Source organism: Actinoplanes sp. KI2 (genome assembly GCF_025630775.1).
In the GTDB taxonomy this organism is placed as follows: domain Bacteria; phylum Actinomycetota; class Actinomycetes; order Mycobacteriales; family Micromonosporaceae; genus Actinoplanes.
Genome location: NZ_JAOSZE010000033.1, coordinates 52,336 through 69,635 on the forward strand (window position 1 = coordinate 52,336; position 17,300 = coordinate 69,635).

Annotated in this window: 13 protein-coding genes; 6 read left to right on the plus strand and 7 right to left on the minus strand. The window is 71.3% G+C overall.

Translation table 11 applies throughout. The features are described from left to right. Nucleotides 1–273 precede the first annotated feature (273 nt). Complete coding sequence (locus tag ODJ79_RS31370) at nucleotides 274–1,272, plus strand: hypothetical protein (RefSeq protein ID WP_263027234.1); 999 nt, start codon at nucleotides 274–276, stop codon at nucleotides 1,270–1,272. 78 nt (nucleotides 1,273–1,350) lie between these two features. Here the strand turns inward: ODJ79_RS31370 and ODJ79_RS31375 are convergent, their stop codons facing one another. Genes ODJ79_RS31375 through ODJ79_RS31385 form a run of 3 tightly spaced genes read right to left on the minus strand, consistent with a single transcriptional unit; the run spans nucleotide 1,351 to nucleotide 5,910 of the window. Further along, the gene (locus ODJ79_RS31375) at nucleotides 1,351–2,559 is read right to left on the minus strand and encodes a hypothetical protein (RefSeq protein ID WP_263027235.1); all 1,209 of its coding nucleotides are present in this window, start codon (nucleotides 2,557–2,559) and stop codon (nucleotides 1,351–1,353) included. A gap of 34 nt (nucleotides 2,560–2,593) precedes the next feature. After that, a complete protein-coding gene (locus ODJ79_RS31380) occupies nucleotides 2,594–4,276 on the minus strand; it encodes a GTPase (RefSeq protein WP_263027236.1) in 1,683 nt (560 codons plus the stop codon). Continuing rightward, a complete protein-coding gene (locus ODJ79_RS31385) occupies nucleotides 4,273–5,910 on the minus strand; it encodes a GTPase domain-containing protein (RefSeq protein WP_263027301.1) in 1,638 nt (545 codons plus the stop codon). The genes ODJ79_RS31380 and ODJ79_RS31385 overlap by 4 nt, the downstream gene beginning before the upstream one ends. A 712-nt stretch (nucleotides 5,911–6,622) precedes the next feature. Between ODJ79_RS31385 and dnaK the strand changes: the two genes are divergently transcribed. The 4 genes from dnaK (at nucleotide 6,623) to ODJ79_RS31405 (ending at nucleotide 10,849) form a co-directional block, all read left to right on the plus strand. After that, complete coding sequence (dnaK, locus tag ODJ79_RS31390) at nucleotides 6,623–8,497, plus strand: molecular chaperone DnaK (RefSeq protein WP_263027237.1); 1,875 nt, start codon at nucleotides 6,623–6,625, stop codon at nucleotides 8,495–8,497. Then, entirely contained in the window at nucleotides 8,494–9,135 is a 642-nt protein-coding gene (gene grpE, locus ODJ79_RS31395) for a nucleotide exchange factor GrpE (protein WP_263027238.1), read from the plus strand. Before dnaK ends, grpE begins: the two co-directional genes overlap by 4 nt. A gap of 67 nt (nucleotides 9,136–9,202) precedes the next feature. Continuing rightward, nucleotides 9,203–10,393, plus strand: a complete 1,191-nt coding sequence (gene dnaJ, locus ODJ79_RS31400; protein WP_263027239.1) for a molecular chaperone DnaJ — start codon at nucleotides 9,203–9,205, stop codon at nucleotides 10,391–10,393. A 21-nt stretch (nucleotides 10,394–10,414) separates the two neighbouring features. Then, entirely contained in the window at nucleotides 10,415–10,849 is a 435-nt protein-coding gene (locus ODJ79_RS31405) for a heat shock protein transcriptional repressor HspR (RefSeq protein WP_263027240.1), read from the plus strand. Between the two features lie 54 nt (nucleotides 10,850–10,903). On the opposite strand, the gene ODJ79_RS31410 is transcribed toward ODJ79_RS31405, so the two are convergent. The 4 genes from ODJ79_RS31410 to ODJ79_RS31425 all read right to left on the minus strand — a co-directional run bounded on the left by ODJ79_RS31410 (nucleotide 10,904) and on the right by ODJ79_RS31425 (nucleotide 14,545). After that, complete coding sequence (locus tag ODJ79_RS31410) at nucleotides 10,904–11,374, minus strand: hypothetical protein (RefSeq protein ID WP_263027241.1); 471 nt, start codon at nucleotides 11,372–11,374, stop codon at nucleotides 10,904–10,906. Nucleotides 11,375–11,511: 137 nt separating this feature from the next. Next, a complete protein-coding gene (locus ODJ79_RS31415) occupies nucleotides 11,512–12,723 on the minus strand; it encodes a cation:proton antiporter (protein ID WP_263027242.1) in 1,212 nt (403 codons plus the stop codon). A gap of 35 nt (nucleotides 12,724–12,758) precedes the next feature. Next, nucleotides 12,759–13,256, minus strand: coding sequence for a cation:proton antiporter regulatory subunit (locus ODJ79_RS31420; protein ID WP_263027243.1), 498 nt, complete (start codon nucleotides 13,254–13,256; stop codon nucleotides 12,759–12,761). Nucleotides 13,257–13,315: 59 nt separating this feature from the next. Then, a complete protein-coding gene (locus ODJ79_RS31425; protein WP_263027244.1) occupies nucleotides 13,316–14,545 on the minus strand; it encodes a sugar efflux transporter in 1,230 nt (409 codons plus the stop codon). A 146-nt stretch (nucleotides 14,546–14,691) separates the two neighbouring features. On the opposite strand from ODJ79_RS31425, the gene clpB reads away from it, so the two are divergent. Continuing rightward, nucleotides 14,692–17,280 (plus strand): ATP-dependent chaperone ClpB, encoded by a 2,589-nt coding sequence (gene clpB, locus ODJ79_RS31430; RefSeq protein WP_263027245.1) that lies wholly within the window; start codon nucleotides 14,692–14,694, stop codon nucleotides 17,278–17,280. Nucleotides 17,281–17,300 lie beyond the last annotated feature (20 nt).

A 17,300-nucleotide genomic window follows, 5' to 3' on the forward strand; every position in this document is an offset into this window, starting at 1 on the left:
GTGACGGTCCCCACCTCGCCCCCGAAGAGGCGGGCCGCGGTGCCGTCGACTTCATCCTGACAGAGAACGTGAGCGCCGTTACAGGTCGGGGAGATCACAGTCGGGAAATTCACCGGTAATATCGGTGCCCTTATTTGTCCTAATAAGCGGTTTTCGTACGGTCACTACCGTACGAACGGAGGTTTTTCCCGCTCCCCGCGTTCCCATGCGTCGTTCTCCTGTTTGACCGAGACCGATCCGTGTGGATCGGTAGCCCAGGGGAGGGAACCGCTCGTGCCCGAGCAGCCAGACGAGGATCGCGTGCCGCCGCTGAAGGTCATGCGGAAGCGGCTGAACGGCGTTTACCGGGCCGATACCGGCTTCTCCGGACCGACTCGGCGGTATGTGCTCATCGTGGCTCTTCTGGTCGGGCTCGCGTCGATACCCACGCTCGCGGCGATCACCGCGGGGACGAACGAGATCGCCGGCGGGGGCACCGACACGATGGACATCCCGTTCCTGCCGCCGGCCTCGCCCGGTCCGATCCGGAGCCGGCCGGACTCCCGGGCGGGCGCGTCGCCGTTGGCGATGCCGCCCGAGGTCGCCGAGGCGGTCGCCCGGGCCGGTCGGCTGCTGGGCGAGGTCGGCCGGCGCCGGCCGTCGATCAAGGGCGACAAGCAGATCATCCGGTACGCCGGAAAGCGGTCCGCTGCTACGCCGGGCAAGCCCGGTGCGGCCCGCCCGAAAGCCCGGACGAGGACCGGCGGGTCGACCGGGACGTCGTCGACGGTCGCCTTCCCGGTCCGGTCCGCGGGTGGCCACTCCACCCGGCCCGCGCATTCCTCGTCGCATCCACGCTCGCACCCGAGCACGCCATCGGAACTGCCCTCGACGGACATCACGGATCCGTCTCAGCTCGCCCGATCAGCTTTTCCCGACATGTCGGATGACGATTCCTCGTCGCAGGAGGACGCCCCCTACTGCGCCCGCTACACCGCCAGCCACCGGTCGAGCGACCGGTACGAGCACCGTCGGAGGTCAGTCGTGCCCGAACGCCCGCACAACATCCGCGCCGCCAGCATCCTCGAACGCAGCTACGCCCAGGGCAGCCTGAACGCGCGCCGCCTGGCCTCGGAGTCACGCGCCGACGACAACCGCGGCGACGGGGCGTACCGCGGCAGCCACCGGGCCGGCAGCCCGCACCACATCGACGACGCCCCGGCCCAGTTGCGCAGCTCCCGCGTCGGCCGGCACCACGCCGAGCAGACCGACGACCTCAGCGGCCGCTGGTAGCCGGCGACCCGATCAGGTCTCGTCCGAGCGGCGCCGGTCGGCGTTTCAGGCCTCGTCCAGGCGGTGCCGGTTGGCGTTTCAGGTCTCGTCCAGGCGGTGCCGGTTGGCGTCCAGCCAGGCCTCGATCGCGTCGTGGTCGTCCGGGTCGACGCCCTCGGAGATCAGCTGGGCCACCGCGGCGGTCGCCGGGCTGCGCCGCTCGCCGGTCGCATAGAGCCGGGCGAACTCGGGAATCATCTCCTCGACCAGATCGTCGATCTGGATCGCGGCCGCCTCGGGCAGCTTGCGCCGGCGGGCCGTGTACGCCGACCAGGCGCGGGTCACCCGGGGCAGCATCGCCGCGTCGTCCATGTCCAGGACCGCCCGGCGGTGCACCCAGTCGAGCAGGAACAGCCCGGCCACCGCGGGGCTCCAGCGCAGCGGGTCGGCGCCGGGCAGCGTGGCCGCGTGGTCGAGCAGCAGGCTCAGGCAGAAGTGCAGGGACGCCAGCTCGTCGTCCCGGGTCACCCGGTCGAGCCCGAACCGGGCCGCTTCCGGGCCGGCCAGGAAGTCGCGGGCCAGGTCGGTGTTGCTCTGCTGGGGCGGCTCGGCAAGCCGTGGGGTGGTCGCCGTCGGCAGCAGCGCTATCCGGGCGGCGGCCAGCGCCCGGTCGGTGGCCAGCGAACCCTCGGAGGGCAGCGAGCCGAGCCCGTCGGTGATCGCCAGATGCCGGTCGACCTCGTCTCGCAGGCGGCCCGGGTCCTCCTCGCGGAACCAGGTCAGCTCGTCCTCGGCGCACATCTCGCGCACCTGCTGGAGGATGCGCTCGGCCGAGGCGCCGACGAACACGTCCTTGGTGATGCCGATGTTGTGGTCGACCAGGGCGACGACCGCGTGCTCCGGGCCGCCGCCGGCGTTCTCGTACGCGAAGGTGACCAGATAGGACGTCTGGTCGCCGTAGACGTCGCCGTACGCGTAGCAGCCGGTCGGGCGGACCCGCCCCAGCTCGGCCGCCCACGACGGCGCCTGCGCACCCCGGCGGACCTGAGCGGCGCCGGCCGCGTCGGGCACCAGCGCCGCGAAGACCTCGCGGATCGTGGTGGCGGCCGCCGTACGCCGGCGGTTGGTCGCGGCGAGGAACTCGCCGACGAACTCGCGGACGGCCACCGCGCGGTCGGTCTCGGCCATCGAGTAGACGCTGCCGAGCAGTGCGGTGCCCAACATCTCGGCGTCCAGCGCACAGTCGAGCTTCGCCACGTCGCGGGCCGCGTGCAGAACCGCCTCGAACGCACTCGATGAAGCCGGCATACCGCGAGCGTACCGGGGTTCGGACCGCCGGAGACTACTCCGAACGAACGGTCGTGAGCGCTTCCCGGGCCTGCGCGTACGCATTGAGCACCTCGCGGACCGGCGCCACCACGTACTCCCGGGCGACCTCGGTGACCGACGCGCGCAGCCGCTGCTCGGCCTTGGCCCGGGCATGCCGGGCGCCCACGTCGACGATCGGCTTCAGCAACAGCCAGAGCACCAGTCCCGCGACTATGCCGCCGAGCAGCAGCAGGGTCGGCAGCGGCACCTCGCCGAGCTTCGGATAGCGCAGCTCGGGCAGGCCGAGCAGGCGTACCGCGTACCCGGTGAGCAGCCAGCCGAGCCCGGCCACCGTCGCCGCGACCAGCAGCCACTGCAGCATGCCGACGCCGCGCCACCACAACGGGGTGCGGCCGGCGCCGAGCTCGGTCTTGGCGATCGCCCGGTCGAGCGCGTCCGGCAGGTCGTCCACCCGGGACCGGGCCGCGGTGGTCAGCGCGGGCTTCCAGACCTCGGGCAGCGGCGCGGCCGCGCGATCGGCGACCGCCCGCACCGAGATGCCGACCGCGGACCGCTGTGCGGCGTCCGCCTCCGGCAGCGAGGTGCGCGGCACGATGTCGGTGGAGACCGCGTCGGTGGCCGGCTTCTCGCCGAGGTGCAGCCGGCGCAGTGGGTCGGGCCGCAGGCGGCGCAGCCCGCGCAGGACCGGCCAGCCGGTGGCCGCCGTGGCCCGGTATCGGTACGACCGCGCCGTGGCGTCGGCGACCGCGCCCACCCCGGCCGACGCGGCCAGCGTCTCGGCGAGCTGGCGTACGGTGGCCCGGTCGACCTCGTCCTCGGCGGCCGGCGGTCCGATCATCGCGGTCAGCGGCTCGCCCACGGTCTGCAGGTCACCGGCGAGCCGGCGCAGCGCGGCCTGCCGGTCGGCGACCGTCTTCTCCAGCGTCTCGCGCAGCTCGTGCAGCATGCCGGGCTGTTTGGCCGAGGTGGCCAGCACCGGCGCGCCGGGCAGGCCGTCCTCCTCGAGCAGCCGGCGCAGATCGCCGAGGACGACCTCGGTGTCGTGGGTGGACAGCCGGTCGGCCTGGTTGAGCACCACGATCGTCACACCGGTGTGCTCGCGGAACTGGGAGAGATAGGCCTGATGCAGGATCCGGTCGCCGTACTTCTGCGGGTCGACCACCCAGACCACCTGGTCGACCAGGCCGAGCAGGCGGTCGACCTCGAGCCGATGGCTGCGCTCGATCGAGTCGAAATCGGGCAGATCGAGCAGGACGAGCCCGCGCAGGGCGGCCTCGTCGTCGCCGTCCAGCGCGCTCTCCCGGATGAAGCGCTGCCGTGGCAGCACCCCGATCCAGTCGAGCAGCTGGTTGGCCGGCTCGAGCGGCCCCCAGACGCAGGCGTGCGCGGCGCCGGTGGTCGGCCGGCGCACCCCCACCGGCGAGAGCTTGAGCCGGGCGAGCGCGTTGAACAGGCTCGACTTGCCGCTGCCGGTGCTGCCGGCCAGCGCCACCACGGTGTGGTCGCGGGAGAGGGACAGGCGGTTGCCGGCCCTTTCGACCAGCGTGTGCGCGGCGACCAGGTCGGCGTCGGGCAGGTAGGGATCCACCAGACGCAGGAACTTGGCCAGCGCCTGGAGGCGCTGGACCAGCTCCTCGGCGTCCACCCGGCCGTCGGTACCGGTCAGCGCCCCACGCACCTTCTCAATCAAGCTCATGTCGCGCTCCCCGTCAACGCGAGGTCGGCCCGGGCGGCCTCCACGTCGCGCGCGGCCCGGCGCAGGTCCGCCGCCGGCGCCAGATCGATCCCGATCGCCGAGGTGCGGTCGGTGTAGCGGGCCGCCTCGGCGTCGAGCAGCTCGCCGATCCGGAACAGCAGGTCCTCCCGGGCCCGGTTGGCCAGCCCGCGGATGGCCTGGTCGCCGAAGACGGCCTCGAGCACCTTCTGCGCTGCGACGGTGGTGCCGACGCCCGCCGCGATCTCCAGCCCGGTGGGTATGAAGGCGGTCGAGGTGAAAACGGCGATCATGACGGCGAGCCCGGCGCCGTTGACCGCGTAGGCCGCGCCGCGTGCCACCACTCTCTTCTCCGCGCTCTGCTCGCGGACCAGGCCGAGCACCCACTGCTGCCAGTCACGGACCAGCCGGTCGGCGCGCTCGGGCAGATCGGCCGAGGGGCGCTGCAACTCGGGGGCGAGCAGCGCGGCGCCGGCCGGATGCGCCTGCCAGCCCGAATACGCCTGCTCGGCGGCGTCGGTCGCCACCCCGCGCAGCAGCGTGACCAGCTGCGACTCCAGGGCGGTCTGCAGGTTGCGGCCCGGCAGCGGGCGACCGGTGACCGCCGACACCAGCCGGTCGCGCAGCAGGCCCACCCGGTTTTCCAGGGTGCGCATGAACTCGCCGGTGCCGACGAACTCCTGCCAGCGGGCGAGCACCTCGCCGCGCAGCAGCCGGCCGTCGCGCAGGCCCTCGACCACGGTCTGCCGCGCGGTGCGGTAGGCGACCGTCACCCGCTCGTCCAGCGCGTGGGCGGCCACCGCCTGCTCGTCGGCGGCGTCGGCCAGGCCCTCGACGGCCGGCCCGAGCGCGGCGAGCGCACCGTCGAGCGTCTGGCGCACCACCGCCGACCGGGCTGTCGCGGAGGCCGCGAGCTGACCGAACCAGTCGTGCAGCGGCCCGATCACGTCCTCGGCGATCAGCCCCTGACCGTCCAGGGTGGTCTCCGGGAGCACGAACAGCGGGGCGGCGCCCAGGTTGCGTGCCGTCAGCATCTCCCGCAGGTGGGCGGTGACCTCGCCGGCCGCCTCGCCCGGCACCCGGTCCAGCACCAGCGCGATCACGGTGCCGCGCAGCCGGGCGGTGGTGAGCAGCTCCCAGGGCACGTTGTCGGCGTATCGGGCCGCCGTGGTGACGAACAGCCACAGGTCGGCGGCGGCGAGCAGTTGCGCGGCCAGCTTGCGGTTGCCCTCGACCACCGAGTCGATGTCCGGGGCGTCCAGGAAGGCGAGGCCGGAACCGAGCGCGGGGGCGGAGACGATCTGCAGCGTACGGGGGTCGGCACTGGACTCCGGCGTGCGGACCAGTCCCGGCAGCAGCTGGCCCTGGCGGAACCACGGCAGGTCGGACGGGTTGCTGACCAGCACCGGCGAGCGGGTCGTCGGGCGCAGCACGCCGGCCTTGCTGACCGGCGCCCGGACCAGGCTGTTGACCAGGGTCGACTTGCCGGCGCCGGTGGAGCCGCCGACCACCACCAGCAGCGGCGCGTCCAGCCGGGCCAGCCGGGGCAGAAGGTAGTCGTCGAGCTGGGCGACGAGCGCGGCGCCGACCCGGCGAGCCTCGTCGGCCGAGGGCATGACCAGCGGGTACGGCGCCCCGCCGATCGCGGCCCGCAGGTGGCTGAGTGCCGTGGCGAGCCGCCCGAGCGCGGCCGGCGGCTCGGCGATGGCCGGCTCGTCGACGAACGGCTCGACGGCGGTCGAGGATGCGGTGATCGTCGTCTCATCCGCGGCGGCGTTTTGTCCGCTTTCCGGGTCGGATGAATTCTCGGTTACCGGCGGGTGGTCATCGGGCTCGACGGTCGCTGCCGGTAACTCGATCTTGGAATCCTGATCACCCTCCGCGATCACGTCATCGGATGCGGACGACGCTTCGCCCGGAGGATCGGGCTGTGGATTATCAGCCTTTAGTCCTTTTTTGGGCGGCGGCTGGGGCGGTTGGATGGGGGACACGACGGCTTCCGTAGGATCAGTGTTGTCACCGGCATCGGTCGAAACCGTGCTCGTCATGCCGTTCTCGTCCGATCCGGCAGGCTCTTGCGTTGCGGCGCCCACGGCGGATAGGGCCGATGGACCGACCGCGTCACCGTGCGTCGTCACGGGTAAAGAGTGCCTGATCTATGCATGCAGGACAACAGGTGCCGGTATGCCGTGACCGGACAGGTATCTACCGAAGTGCTGGCGGCGAACGCACTTGCGCCGAGTTGGCTCAACTTCGGTTTGACGGTTGGCGGGCCCGTGGCATCATTGAGTCGGTTCCACTCAACCTTGTCCTGAAGTGAGGAACACCATGGCACGTGCGGTCGGCATCGACCTCGGCACCACGAACTCCTGCGTCAGCGTTCTGGAAGGAGGCGAGCCCACCGTCATCGCCAATGCGGAGGGCTCCCGGACGACTCCGTCGATCGTCGCCTTCGCCCGTAACGGTGAGGTGCTTGTCGGCGAGGTCGCCAAGCGCCAGGCGGTGACGAACCCGGACCGGACCATTCGCTCGGTCAAGCGGGAGATCGGCACCAACTGGTCGATCGACATCGATGGCAAGAAGTACACCCCGCAGGAGATCTCGGCGCGGGTGCTGATGAAGCTCAAGCGCGACTCCGAGGCGTACCTCGGCGAGCAGGTCACCGACGCGGTCATCACCGTCCCGGCCTACTTCAACGACGCGCAGCGCCAGGCCACCAAGGAGGCCGGCGAGATCGCGGGGCTGAACGTCCTGCGGATCGTCAACGAGCCCACCGCCGCGGCCCTCGCGTACGGGCTGGACAAGGGCTCCAAGGAGCAGACCGTCCTGGTCTTCGACCTCGGCGGCGGCACCTTCGACGTCTCGCTGCTCGAGCTCGGCGATGGCGTCATCGAGGTCAAGTCGACCTCCGGCGACAACCACCTGGGCGGCGACGACTGGGACCAGCGGATCATCGACCACCTGGTCAAGACCTTCCGCGGCGAGCACGGCATCGACCTGGGCGCCGACAAGATGGCCCTCCAGCGTCTGCGCGAGGCCGCCGAGAAGGCGAAGATCGAGCTGTCCGCCGCGACCACCACGAGCATCAACCTGCCGTACATCACGGCCGGCCCGGACGGCCCGCTGCACCTGGACACGTCGCTGTCCCGCGCCGAGTTCCAGCGCATGACGCAGGACCTGCTCGACCGCTGCAAGGGCCCGTTCGAGTCTGCGATCAAGGACGCCGACGTCAAGCTGTCCGACGTCGACCACGTCATCCTGGTCGGCGGCTCGACCCGGATGCCGGCGGTCGCCGACCTGGTCAAGAGCATGACCGGCAAGGAGCCCAACAAGGGCGTCAACCCGGACGAGGTCGTCGCCGTGGGCGCCGCGCTGCAGGCCGGCGTGCTCAAGGGTGAGGTCAAGGACGTCCTGCTGCTCGACGTGACCCCGCTCTCGCTGGGCATCGAGACCAAGGGCGGCATCATGCACAAGCTGGTCGAGCGGAACACGACGATCCCGGCGCACCGCTCCGAGGTCTACACCACCGCCGACGACAACCAGCCCTCGGTGCTCATCCAGGTCTTCCAGGGCGAGCGCGAGATGGCGGCGTACAACAAGAAGCTCGGCACCTTCGAGCTCAGCGGCATCGCGCCGGCTCCGCGCGGGGTACCGCAGATCGAGGTCTCCTTCGACATCGACGCGAACGGCATCGTGCACGTGTCCGCCAAGGACCTGGGCACGGGCAAGGAGCAGAAGATGACGATCACCGGCGGCTCGGCGCTGCCGAAGGACGACATCGAGCGGATGATGCGCGACGCGCAGGACCACGCGGACGAGGACAAGAAGCGCCGCGAGGACGCGGAGACCCGCAACCTGGCCGAGCAGCTGCAGTGGCAGACCGAGAAGTTCCTGGCCGAGAGCGGCGACAAGCTGTCCGAGGACAGCAAGAGCAAGATCAGTGACGCGCTCGGCGAGCTGCGCGGCGCGCTCGGCGGCTCCGACATCGAGAAGATCAAGTCGGCCCACGAGCGGCTCTCGCAGGTCTCCCAGGAGGCCGGCTCGCAGCTCTACTCGCAGGGCGGTGACGGGACCCAGGCGGCCACCGGCGGCGCCGACGGTACCCAGGCACCCGGGGGCGCGACCGGCGCCGGCCCGGCGGCCGGTGGTAACGGTGGCGACGACGTCGTGGACGCCGAGATCGTGGAGGACGACAAGAAGTGACTGCCGCGGACGACGAGAACGACGGTCAGGCGACCGAGCGGGTCGTCATCCGGGACCGCCGCAAGATAGATCCGAAAGCCGAGGTGAAGGCGAAAGGCACCGCCACGGTCAAGGAGAAGTCGACCGGCGGTGCCCACCGCGCCGCCGAACCGGAGGACGGCGCCGCGGTCCCCGCGGATGAGGAGCCCAAGCAGCCTGCCCTCGGGGCCGAGCTGGAGGCGTTGCGAGGCGAGCTGGACGAGCGCACGCACGACCTGCAGCGGATCACGGCCGAGTACGCCAACTACCGCAAGCGGGTCGACCGGGACCGGGCGGCCGCCGCCGAGCTCACCACGGGAGCGGTGCTCACCGCGCTGCTGCCGGTGCTCGACGACATCGACCGGGCCCGGGAGCACGGCGACCTGGTCGGTCCGTTCGCCTCGGTGGCGGAATCGCTCACCGCGGTGACCGGCAAGCTCGGGCTCATCGCCTTCGGCGAGAAGGGCGACCCGTTCGACCCGAACCGCCACGAGGCGGTCGCGCACCAGACGTCGGCCGACGTCACGGAGCCGACCTGCGTCGAGGTGATGCGCCGGGGTTACACGCTGGGTGAGCGGCTGCTGCGGGCCGCCCTGGTCGCGGTGGCCGACCCGGAGTGATCTCACAGGCTCGTCCCGCCCACCGCCATGCGGTGGGCGGGACTACCGCTAGGCGGAGGTGGACGAGATGAGCTCGAAGGACTGGCTCGAGAAGGACTTCTACGCCGTCCTGGGCGTGAACAGATCCGCCTCAACCGACGAGATCAAGAAGGCGTACCGCAAGCTTGCTCGCGATCTGCACCCCGACCGGAACCCGGACAACCGGGAGGCCGAGGAGAAGTTCAAGGCCGCCTCCGAGGCGTACGACGTGCTCTCCGACGACAAGAAGCGCAAAGAGTACGACGAGATGCGCTCGCTGTTCGGCTCGGGCGCGTTCCGTCGTGGGGCACGCTCCGGTGGTCAGCAGTTCGACCCGTCCGACCTGTTCGGCGGGTTCTCCAACGCGGGCGCGGCGGGCGGCGCGGGCGACCGGCGCTTCGGTGGCGCCGGCTTCTCGGACATCTTCAGCTCGATCTTCTCGGGTGGGGGTCCGGGCGGCGGCGCGGCCCGGCGCGGCCCTCGCCGCGGGCGGGACGTGGAGACCGAGGTGACCCTCGACTTCGTCCAGGCCGTACGCGGCACGACGTTGCCGCTGACGCTGCGGTCGGCCGGCGAGTGCGACACCTGCCACGGCAGCGGGGCGAAGGCCGGCACCTCGCCACGGACCTGCCCGCAGTGCCACGGCAGCGGCCTGATCTCGCGGAACCAGGGCTCGTTCAGCTTCTCCGAGCCGTGCCGGGAGTGCCAGGGCGCCGGGACGATCGTCGACGAGAAGTGCGCCGAGTGCCGCGGCACCGGCGGGGTCACCAAGACCCGCACGATCAACGTCCGCTTCCCGGCGGGCGTGGCCGACGGGCAGCGGATCCGGCTCAGCGGCCGGGGCGAGCCCGGCGACCGCGGCGGTCCGGCCGGCGACCTGTACGTGCAGGTCGGCGTGCGGCCGGACGAGATCTTCGGGCGCAGCGGGGACGACCTCACGCTGACCCTGCCGATCAGCATCGCCGAGGCGGTGCTCGGCGCCGACCTGCGAGTGCCGACGCTGGACGGCCCGGTCACCATGCGGGTGCCGCCCGGCACGCCGAGCGGGCGCAAGCTGCGGGCCCGGGGCAAGGGTGTGGCCCGCAAGAACGGACCACCCGGTGATCTGATCGTCACGGTCGACGTGCAGGTGCCGGATGGTGTCACGGGGGAGGCACGCGATGCGCTGGAGCGTTTCGCGAAACTGACCCCGCCGGCCGGGCGGGAACGGCTCGAAGCGCGTGTGCGCAAGGGCAGTTGAGACCTGATCGGGAGGTGGCACATGTATGAAGAGATCCACATCTCGGTGGAGCAGGCCTCCGACGCGAAGGTCTTGATCATCTCGGTGGCCGCGCGGATGGCCGGGATGCATCCCCAGACCCTTCGCCAGTACGACCGGCTCGGGCTGGTGCAGGCCGGCCGGGCGGGCGGCGGCGGCCGGCGGTACAGCGAGCGGGACGTCGCGCTGCTGCGTGAGGTGCAGCGGCTGAGCCAGGAGGACGGCGTCAACCTGGCCGGGATCAAACGGATCATCGGCCTCGAGCAGATGGTCGGTGACCTGCAACAGCAGTTGCACGAGATGCAGGTGCAGCTCGAGCAGGCGTACGCCCGGATCGCCCAGTTGGAGAGCCCGTACGCGGGCGGTGACCTGGTCCGCCAGGAGCGCCCGTCAACCGCCCTCGTGGTCTGGCGCCCGCGCCGAGCCGCGGACAAGTAGCCCTCAGCAAGCAAAAGGCGGCCCCACCGGGGCCGCCTTTTCGATCTCTGCTGATCAGCGCCCTAACGTGCCGCCGCCGGTTGAGCGGCCGAACATGGCCAGGCGCCGGGGGTGGCGGACCAGGCCGCCCTCGATCCACTCGGAGTAGTCGAAGGCCTCGGGCCGGCTCATCAGCACGCGGCAGTTGTGCGCCCAGATCGACATCGGCTCGTCGCCGACCTCCTCGGCGCGCTCGATGTATTTCTTGAGGCGGCGCTTGCGCTGGTTGGACGCGTTCTGCCGGACGCCGTCGGCGGCGTAGATGTACATGCAGTGCTGGGCGAAGCGACGCGCCGGGCACTGCCTGTCCATCGCCAGCTCGAAGAGAGTGGGCGCCAGGACGTCACCGGAGATCAACAGATCCCAGTCGGGGGGCATGGCGTCGAGAGGCACCGACTCGGGGTGATAAGCCCATGCCTGTAGCTCCTCCGGTCGAGGATCGACCGGGTTGGCAAACCCGTAGAAAGCCGACTCACGCACTGTCACGCCGCCGCCCCGCCGTAAAGTCCGAATAACACACAGTTTCCGGAGCCGAACGCTAGCGTGCCGCAAGGTACTTCGGAAGTGTTAGAGGGTCACAATCGGATACTACTTAGTAGCATTGAGCAGCCTCGCCCGTGGCGTCAGTCACCCGCGGGCAGGGGCTGCGTCGGCGGACGGCGTACGGTCGTCCTCCGGCGGACAATCTTTTTGAACCACCGGTAATCGGGCAGCCGTGCCAGCTGTGGACCCGCGATAACCGTGATCAACACGTACGCGGTCGCGAGCGGCGCGAGGCGGGGCTCGACGCCGGAGACCACGGCGAGCCCCGCGATCACCACCGCGAACTCGCCGCGCGGCACCAGCGCGAGGCCGGCGCGCAGCCGCCCGGGCAGCGCGATGCCCGCCCGCCGGGCCGCGAGATAGCCGGTCAGCACCTTGGTCGACATGGTCAGGACGGCCAGGCCGAGTGCCGGCAACAGCACCGGCGGGATGTCGGCCGGGTCGGTGGACAGGCCGAAGAAGACGAAGAAGACCGCGGCGAACAGGTCGCGCAGCGGCGAGAGCATCTCGGTGGCGTGGTGGGCGACCGGGCCGGAGAGCGCGATGCCGACCAGGAACGCGCCGACCGCCGCGGAAACCTTGAGCTCGGCGGCCACCCCGGCCACGAACAGGGTCAGGCCGAACACGCTGAGCAGCAGCGCCTCGGGGTCCTGCACCGAGATGAACTTGCTGATCGTGTTGCCGTAGCGGATCGCCACCACCAGCACCGCGATCACGGTGACCACCGCGACCGCGAGGGTCTTGGCGCCGCCGGCCATGCCCGCGCCGGCCAGCATGGCGGTGACCAGCGGCAGGTAGAAGGCCATCGCCAGGTCCTCGATGACCAGCACGGAGAGGATCACCGGCGTCTCGCGGTTACCGAGCCGGCCGAGATCGCCGAGGATCTTGGCGACGACGCCCGAGGAGGAGACCCAGGTGATGCCGGCCAGCACCAGCGCGGCCTGCCAGCTCCAGCCCATCAGGAACGCGATGGCGGCCCCGGGTAGGGCGTTGAACAGCGCGTCGAACACTCCGGCCGGGGCCGCGTCGCGCAGGTTGCCGATCAACTCGGCGGCCGAGTACTCCAGGCCCAGCATGACCAGCAGCAGGATTACCCCGATCTCGGCGCCGACCTGTATGAACTCCTCGCTGGCCGAGAGCGGGATGAGCCCGCCGCGGCCGAACGCGAGGCCGGCCAGCAGGTAGAGCGGGATCGGGGAGAGGCCGATCGAGCGGCCCAGCCGACCGAGCATGCCCAGCACGAAGAGCAGCGCGCCGACCTCGATGAGGAGGATCGTCGTCGTACTGTGCACCGTTTTTGGCCTTTGTCCGGGGTTCGCCGCGGCAATCAGTCGGCGGTGTCGCCGGCCAGGATGGCGGTGACGCCGTCCAGGCCCTGGCGCGTGCCGACGGCGACGACCACGTCGTTCGCCTCGAAGACGAAGGACGGCCCGGGTGAGGCGATCACCTCGCGGTCGCGCAGCACGGCCACGATCGACGCGCTGGTCCGGGTCCGCGTCCGGGTGGCGCCCAGGGGGCGGCCCACGAACGGCGACCCGGCCGGCAGCGCGATCTGCTCGGTGAGCAGGCCGGCCGCCTGCTGGCGCAGACCGGCGAGCTGGCCGAGCATCAGCGACGCGCCGAGCACGTCGGCGAGCGCCTCGGCCTCGTCGTCGGTCAGCGGGATGCTCGCCAGGCTGGAGTCCGGGTCGTCCACGTCGTAGAGGACCAGGTCACGGCGGCCGTTGCGATGGGAGACCACCCCGACCGTACGGCCGCTGGAGGTCACCAGGTCGTGCCGGACGCCGATACCCGGCAGCGGAGTCTGTTCCACCCGAACGCGCACGCCTGCCACCGTACTGGTCCTTTCCCGGGCCTCCTTCGACTATGCGAGATATGCCCGACCTATGCGGCGGAAATCGCCGGTTCCCGCGGGGCGATCCGTTGCTCGGGGCGAACCCGGCCGCTGGTGATCAGCAGGAGCAGGCCGGCCGCGCAGAGCACCAGGTTGAACGCGTACGCGAAGCGGAAGTCGAAGTGCTGGGCCAGGCCGAAGAGCGGTGCGGCCAGGATCTGGCCGAGCGGAAACGTGTTGGTGACCATGGTGGTGGCCCGGCCCGGGTGGGCGGGCATCAGATCCTGCACGTACGAGATGCCCAGCGCGCCGACCGTCGAAATGACCATGGCCTGCAACACCTGCGCGGCGGCCAGCGTCCAGACGTGCGTCGCCGACACCGCGATCGCGTGGTACGCGACCGCGCAGAAGATGCCCACGAAGATCAGCCGGCGCACCGGGACTCGGGTGGCGAGCCAACCCAGGGCCAGCATCATCGGGATCTCGAGCGCCGCGCAGATACCCAGGATCAGGCCGGCCTGGCGGATCGAGCCGCCCAGGTCGTCCTGCACGAACAGCGGCATGGCCTGGACGTTGAGCGTCGACGCGGTGCTGACCGCCACGAAGCTCCCGATGATCAGGAAGAGCCCGGCGGGGCGGGTCGTGGTGGCCCCCGACGGGCCCGGGTTCTCCGCGCCGTCCGTGGGACCAGGCGCCGGTAGCGGCACCGCCTTGGGCAGGGTGCCCACGATCAGGAGGGCGCCGAGCAGGTAGAGGACGGCGGCCAGGCCGTAGGTCCAGCCGAAGCCGTGTGCGGCGAGGATCAGGGCGGCCAGCGGCGGGCCGCCGACCCAGGCGGCCGAGAAGAGGGTGCGCAGCGCGCTGATCCCGAACGCGGCCCGGGACGGGTCGTTCCGGTGGAGGACCTGCCGCGCGTACGCGAAGCTCTGCGGAAAGAGTGACCCGGCAACCGCGGTGAGCGTGACGGTGACCGCAAGCACCGCCCAGTAGTCGCGCAGTACGGCCGTGAGCAGGGCGCCGACGGCTCCGGCGAGCGCCGCGACGATCATCAGTTGGCGCCGGATCGGACGGCGGTCGGAGGCGCGGCCGATCAGCCAGGACACCGCGACGCCGGCGATCGGCGTGACGATCAGGAAGGCGGTGGTGCGCACCGGGCCGGCGTGCACACCCTCGGTGAGGAAGAGGGCGAGGTACGGCCCGACGAACGACGTGCCGAGGCCGACCACAATGAAGATGAGGGAGAGCGGGAGAAGCCGGCGGGTCAGGGGTGCTACGGCCATGATTCTTAACCGTACGGCGAGACCGGGGGGCGGCCGGAAGCGTTGGTGTCCACCGTCACGGTCGTTCTACCAGTGACGTTGTCGAGGTGGACCTAGGCTCTTAGAGTTGAGTGGAAGTCGCTCAAGTCTTCCGATCAGGGGAGCGGATGAACGCCGAACGTTTGACCACCAAGAGCCGCGACGTCATCACCGGCGCGGTCGCCGACGCGGGCCGTCGGGGCCACGCCACGGTGGAGCCGTGGCACCTGCTTCTCTCGCTGCTCGACACCGGCGGGTCCACCGCGCCGGCCCTGCTGCGCACGGTCGGTGCCAACCCGGCCGACGTGCGCCGGGCCGCGGTGCGCGCCGTCGAGCAAATCCCATCGGCCCGCGGCGCCAGCACCGCCGAGCCGAGCCTGTCCCGCGAGTTCGTGAACGCGATCGGCGAGGCCGAGCTCATCGCCCAGCCGCTCGGCGACGAGTACGTGTCCACCGAGCACCTGCTGGCCGGCCTCGCCCGGGTCGGCGGCGCGGTCGGCCGGGCGCTCAAGGGCGTCGGCGCCACCGAGGAGTCGCTGGTCGCGGCGTTTCCCCAGGTGCGCGGCGGCGAGCGCCGGGTGACCACCGCCGACGGCGAGCAGACCTACCAGGCGCTGGAGAAATACAGCATCGACCTGACGGCTCTCGCCCGCGCGGGCAAGATCGACCCGGTGATCGGCCGCGACGCCGAGATCCGCCGGGTCGTGCAGGTGCTCTCCCGGCGTACCAAGAACAACCCGGTGCTGATCGGCGAGCCCGGCGTCGGCAAGACCGCGATCGTCGAGGGGCTGGCGCAGCGGATCGTGGCCGGCGACGTGCCCGAGACCCTGCGCGACAAGAAGCTGGTCTCGCTCGACCTGGGCGCGATGGTGGCCGGCGCGCAGTACCGCGGCCAGTTCGAGGAGCGGCTCAAGAGTGTCCTCGAGGAGATCCGCGGCTCCGACGGGCAGGTCGTCACCTTCCTCGACGAGCTGCACACGGTCGTCGGCGCCGGCAAGGGCGAGGGCTCGATGGACGCCGGCAACATGCTCAAGCCGATGCTGGCCCGCGGCGAGCTGCGGATGGTCGGCGCCACCACGCTCGACGAGTACCGCGAGCACATCGAGAAGGACCCGGCGCTGGAGCGGCGCTTCCAGCCGGTCGTGGTCGGCGAGCCGACCGTCGAGGACACCATCGGCATCCTCCGCGGGCTCAAGGGCCGGTACGAGGCGCACCACCGGGTGCAGATCACCGACGCCGCCCTGGTCGCCGCGGCTGCCCTCGCCGACCGCTACATCAGCGACCGGTTCCTGCCCGACAAGGCGATCGACCTCATCGACGAGGCCGCCTCCCGGCTCCGCATGGAGATCGACTCCCGGCCGGTCGAGCTCGACCAGCTGCAGCGCACGGTCGACCGGATGCGGGTCGAGAAGCTGGCACTGGAGAAGGAGACCGACCCGGCCTCCCGCGACCGGCTGGCCCGCCTCGAGCGCGACCTGGCCGACCGGGAGGAGGAGCTGACCGCGCTGAATGCCCGGTGGGAGCGCGAGCGTGGCGGCCTCAACCGGGTCGGCGAGCTCAAGAAGCGCCTCGACGAGACCCGCGCCGAGCTGGAGCGGGCGCAGCGCGACGCCGAGTGGGAAAAGGCGTCGAGGCTCCAATATCAGGAGATCCCCGCGCTCGAGCACGAGATCGCCAGCGCCGCGGCCGTCGACGAGGAGGAGAAGACCGAGCCGCCGATGGTCAAGGAGGAGGTCGGCGCCGACGACATCGCCGAGGTCATCTCCTCGTGGACCGGTATCCCGGCGGGCCGGATGATGGAGGGCGAGACCGCGAAGCTGCTGCGGATGGAGGAGTCGCTCCAGGCCAAGGTCATCGGTCAGCGCGAGGCGGTGGCCGCGGTGGCCGGCGCGGTCCGGCGAGCCCGGGCCGGCATCGCCGACCCCGACCGGCCGACCGGCAGCTTCCTGTTCCTCGGCCCGACCGGCGTCGGCAAGACCGAGCTGGCCAAGGCGCTCGCCGGGTTCCTCTTCGACGACGAGCGCGCGATGGTCCGGATCGACATGAGCGAGTACGGCGAGAAGCACTCGGTCGCCCGGCTGGTCGGCGCCCCGCCCGGCTACGTCGGCTACGAGGAGGGCGGGCAGCTCACCGAGGCGGTGCGGCGCCGGCCGTACAGTGTGGTGCTGCTCGACGAGGTGGAGAAGGCCCACCCGGACGTCTTCGACGTGCTTCTGCAGGTGCTCGACGACGGGCGGCTCACCGACGGGCAGGGCCGGACCGTCGACTTCCGCAACGCGATCCTGGTGCTCACCTCGAACCTGGGGTCGCAGTCGACCGACTTCACCATGGGCGACGAGGAGCGGCGGGACGAGGTGCTGGCCGTGGTGCGGGCGCACTTCAAGCCCGAGTTCCTGAACCGGCTGGACGACATCGTCGTGTTCCACGCGCTGACCAAGGAAGACCTCACCGCGATCGTGGACATCCAGCTCAGCAGATTGCGTACGCGGCTGGCCGACCGGCGGTTGCGGCTCGAGGTCACGCCGGCCGCGGTCGACTGGCTCGGCGAGCACGGGTACGACCCCATCTACGGCGCCCGGCCACTGCGCCGGCTCGTGCAGTCGTCGATCGGTGACTCGCTGGCCAAGGCGCTGCTCGCCGGCGAGATCCGGGACGGCGACACGGTGATCGTCGACATCGGCGCCCACAAGGAAGGGCTCATGGTCTCTCGCGCCTGACGCGAAACGGCCCCGGGGTT

Coding starts and splice junctions, on each gene's coding strand:
- ODJ79_RS31405 (WP_263027240.1), top strand. CDS start 10,415: ATGTATGAAGAGATCCACATCTCGGTGGAGCAGGCCTCCGACGCGAAG.
- dnaJ (WP_263027239.1), top strand. CDS start 9,203: ATGAGCTCGAAGGACTGGCTCGAGAAGGACTTCTACGCCGTCCTGGGC.
- dnaK (WP_263027237.1), top strand. CDS start 6,623: ATGGCACGTGCGGTCGGCATCGACCTCGGCACCACGAACTCCTGCGTC.
- ODJ79_RS31425 (WP_263027244.1), bottom strand. CDS start 14,545: ATGGCCGTAGCACCCCTGACCCGCCGGCTTCTCCCGCTCTCCCTCATC.
- ODJ79_RS31375 (WP_263027235.1), bottom strand. CDS start 2,559: ATGCCGGCTTCATCGAGTGCGTTCGAGGCGGTTCTGCACGCGGCCCGC.
- clpB (WP_263027245.1), top strand. CDS start 14,692: ATGAACGCCGAACGTTTGACCACCAAGAGCCGCGACGTCATCACCGGC.
- ODJ79_RS31380 (WP_263027236.1), bottom strand. CDS start 4,276: ATGAGCTTGATTGAGAAGGTGCGTGGGGCGCTGACCGGTACCGACGGC.
- ODJ79_RS31385 (WP_263027301.1), bottom strand. CDS start 5,910: ATGCCCTCGGCCGACGAGGCTCGCCGGGTCGGCGCCGCGCTCGTCGCC.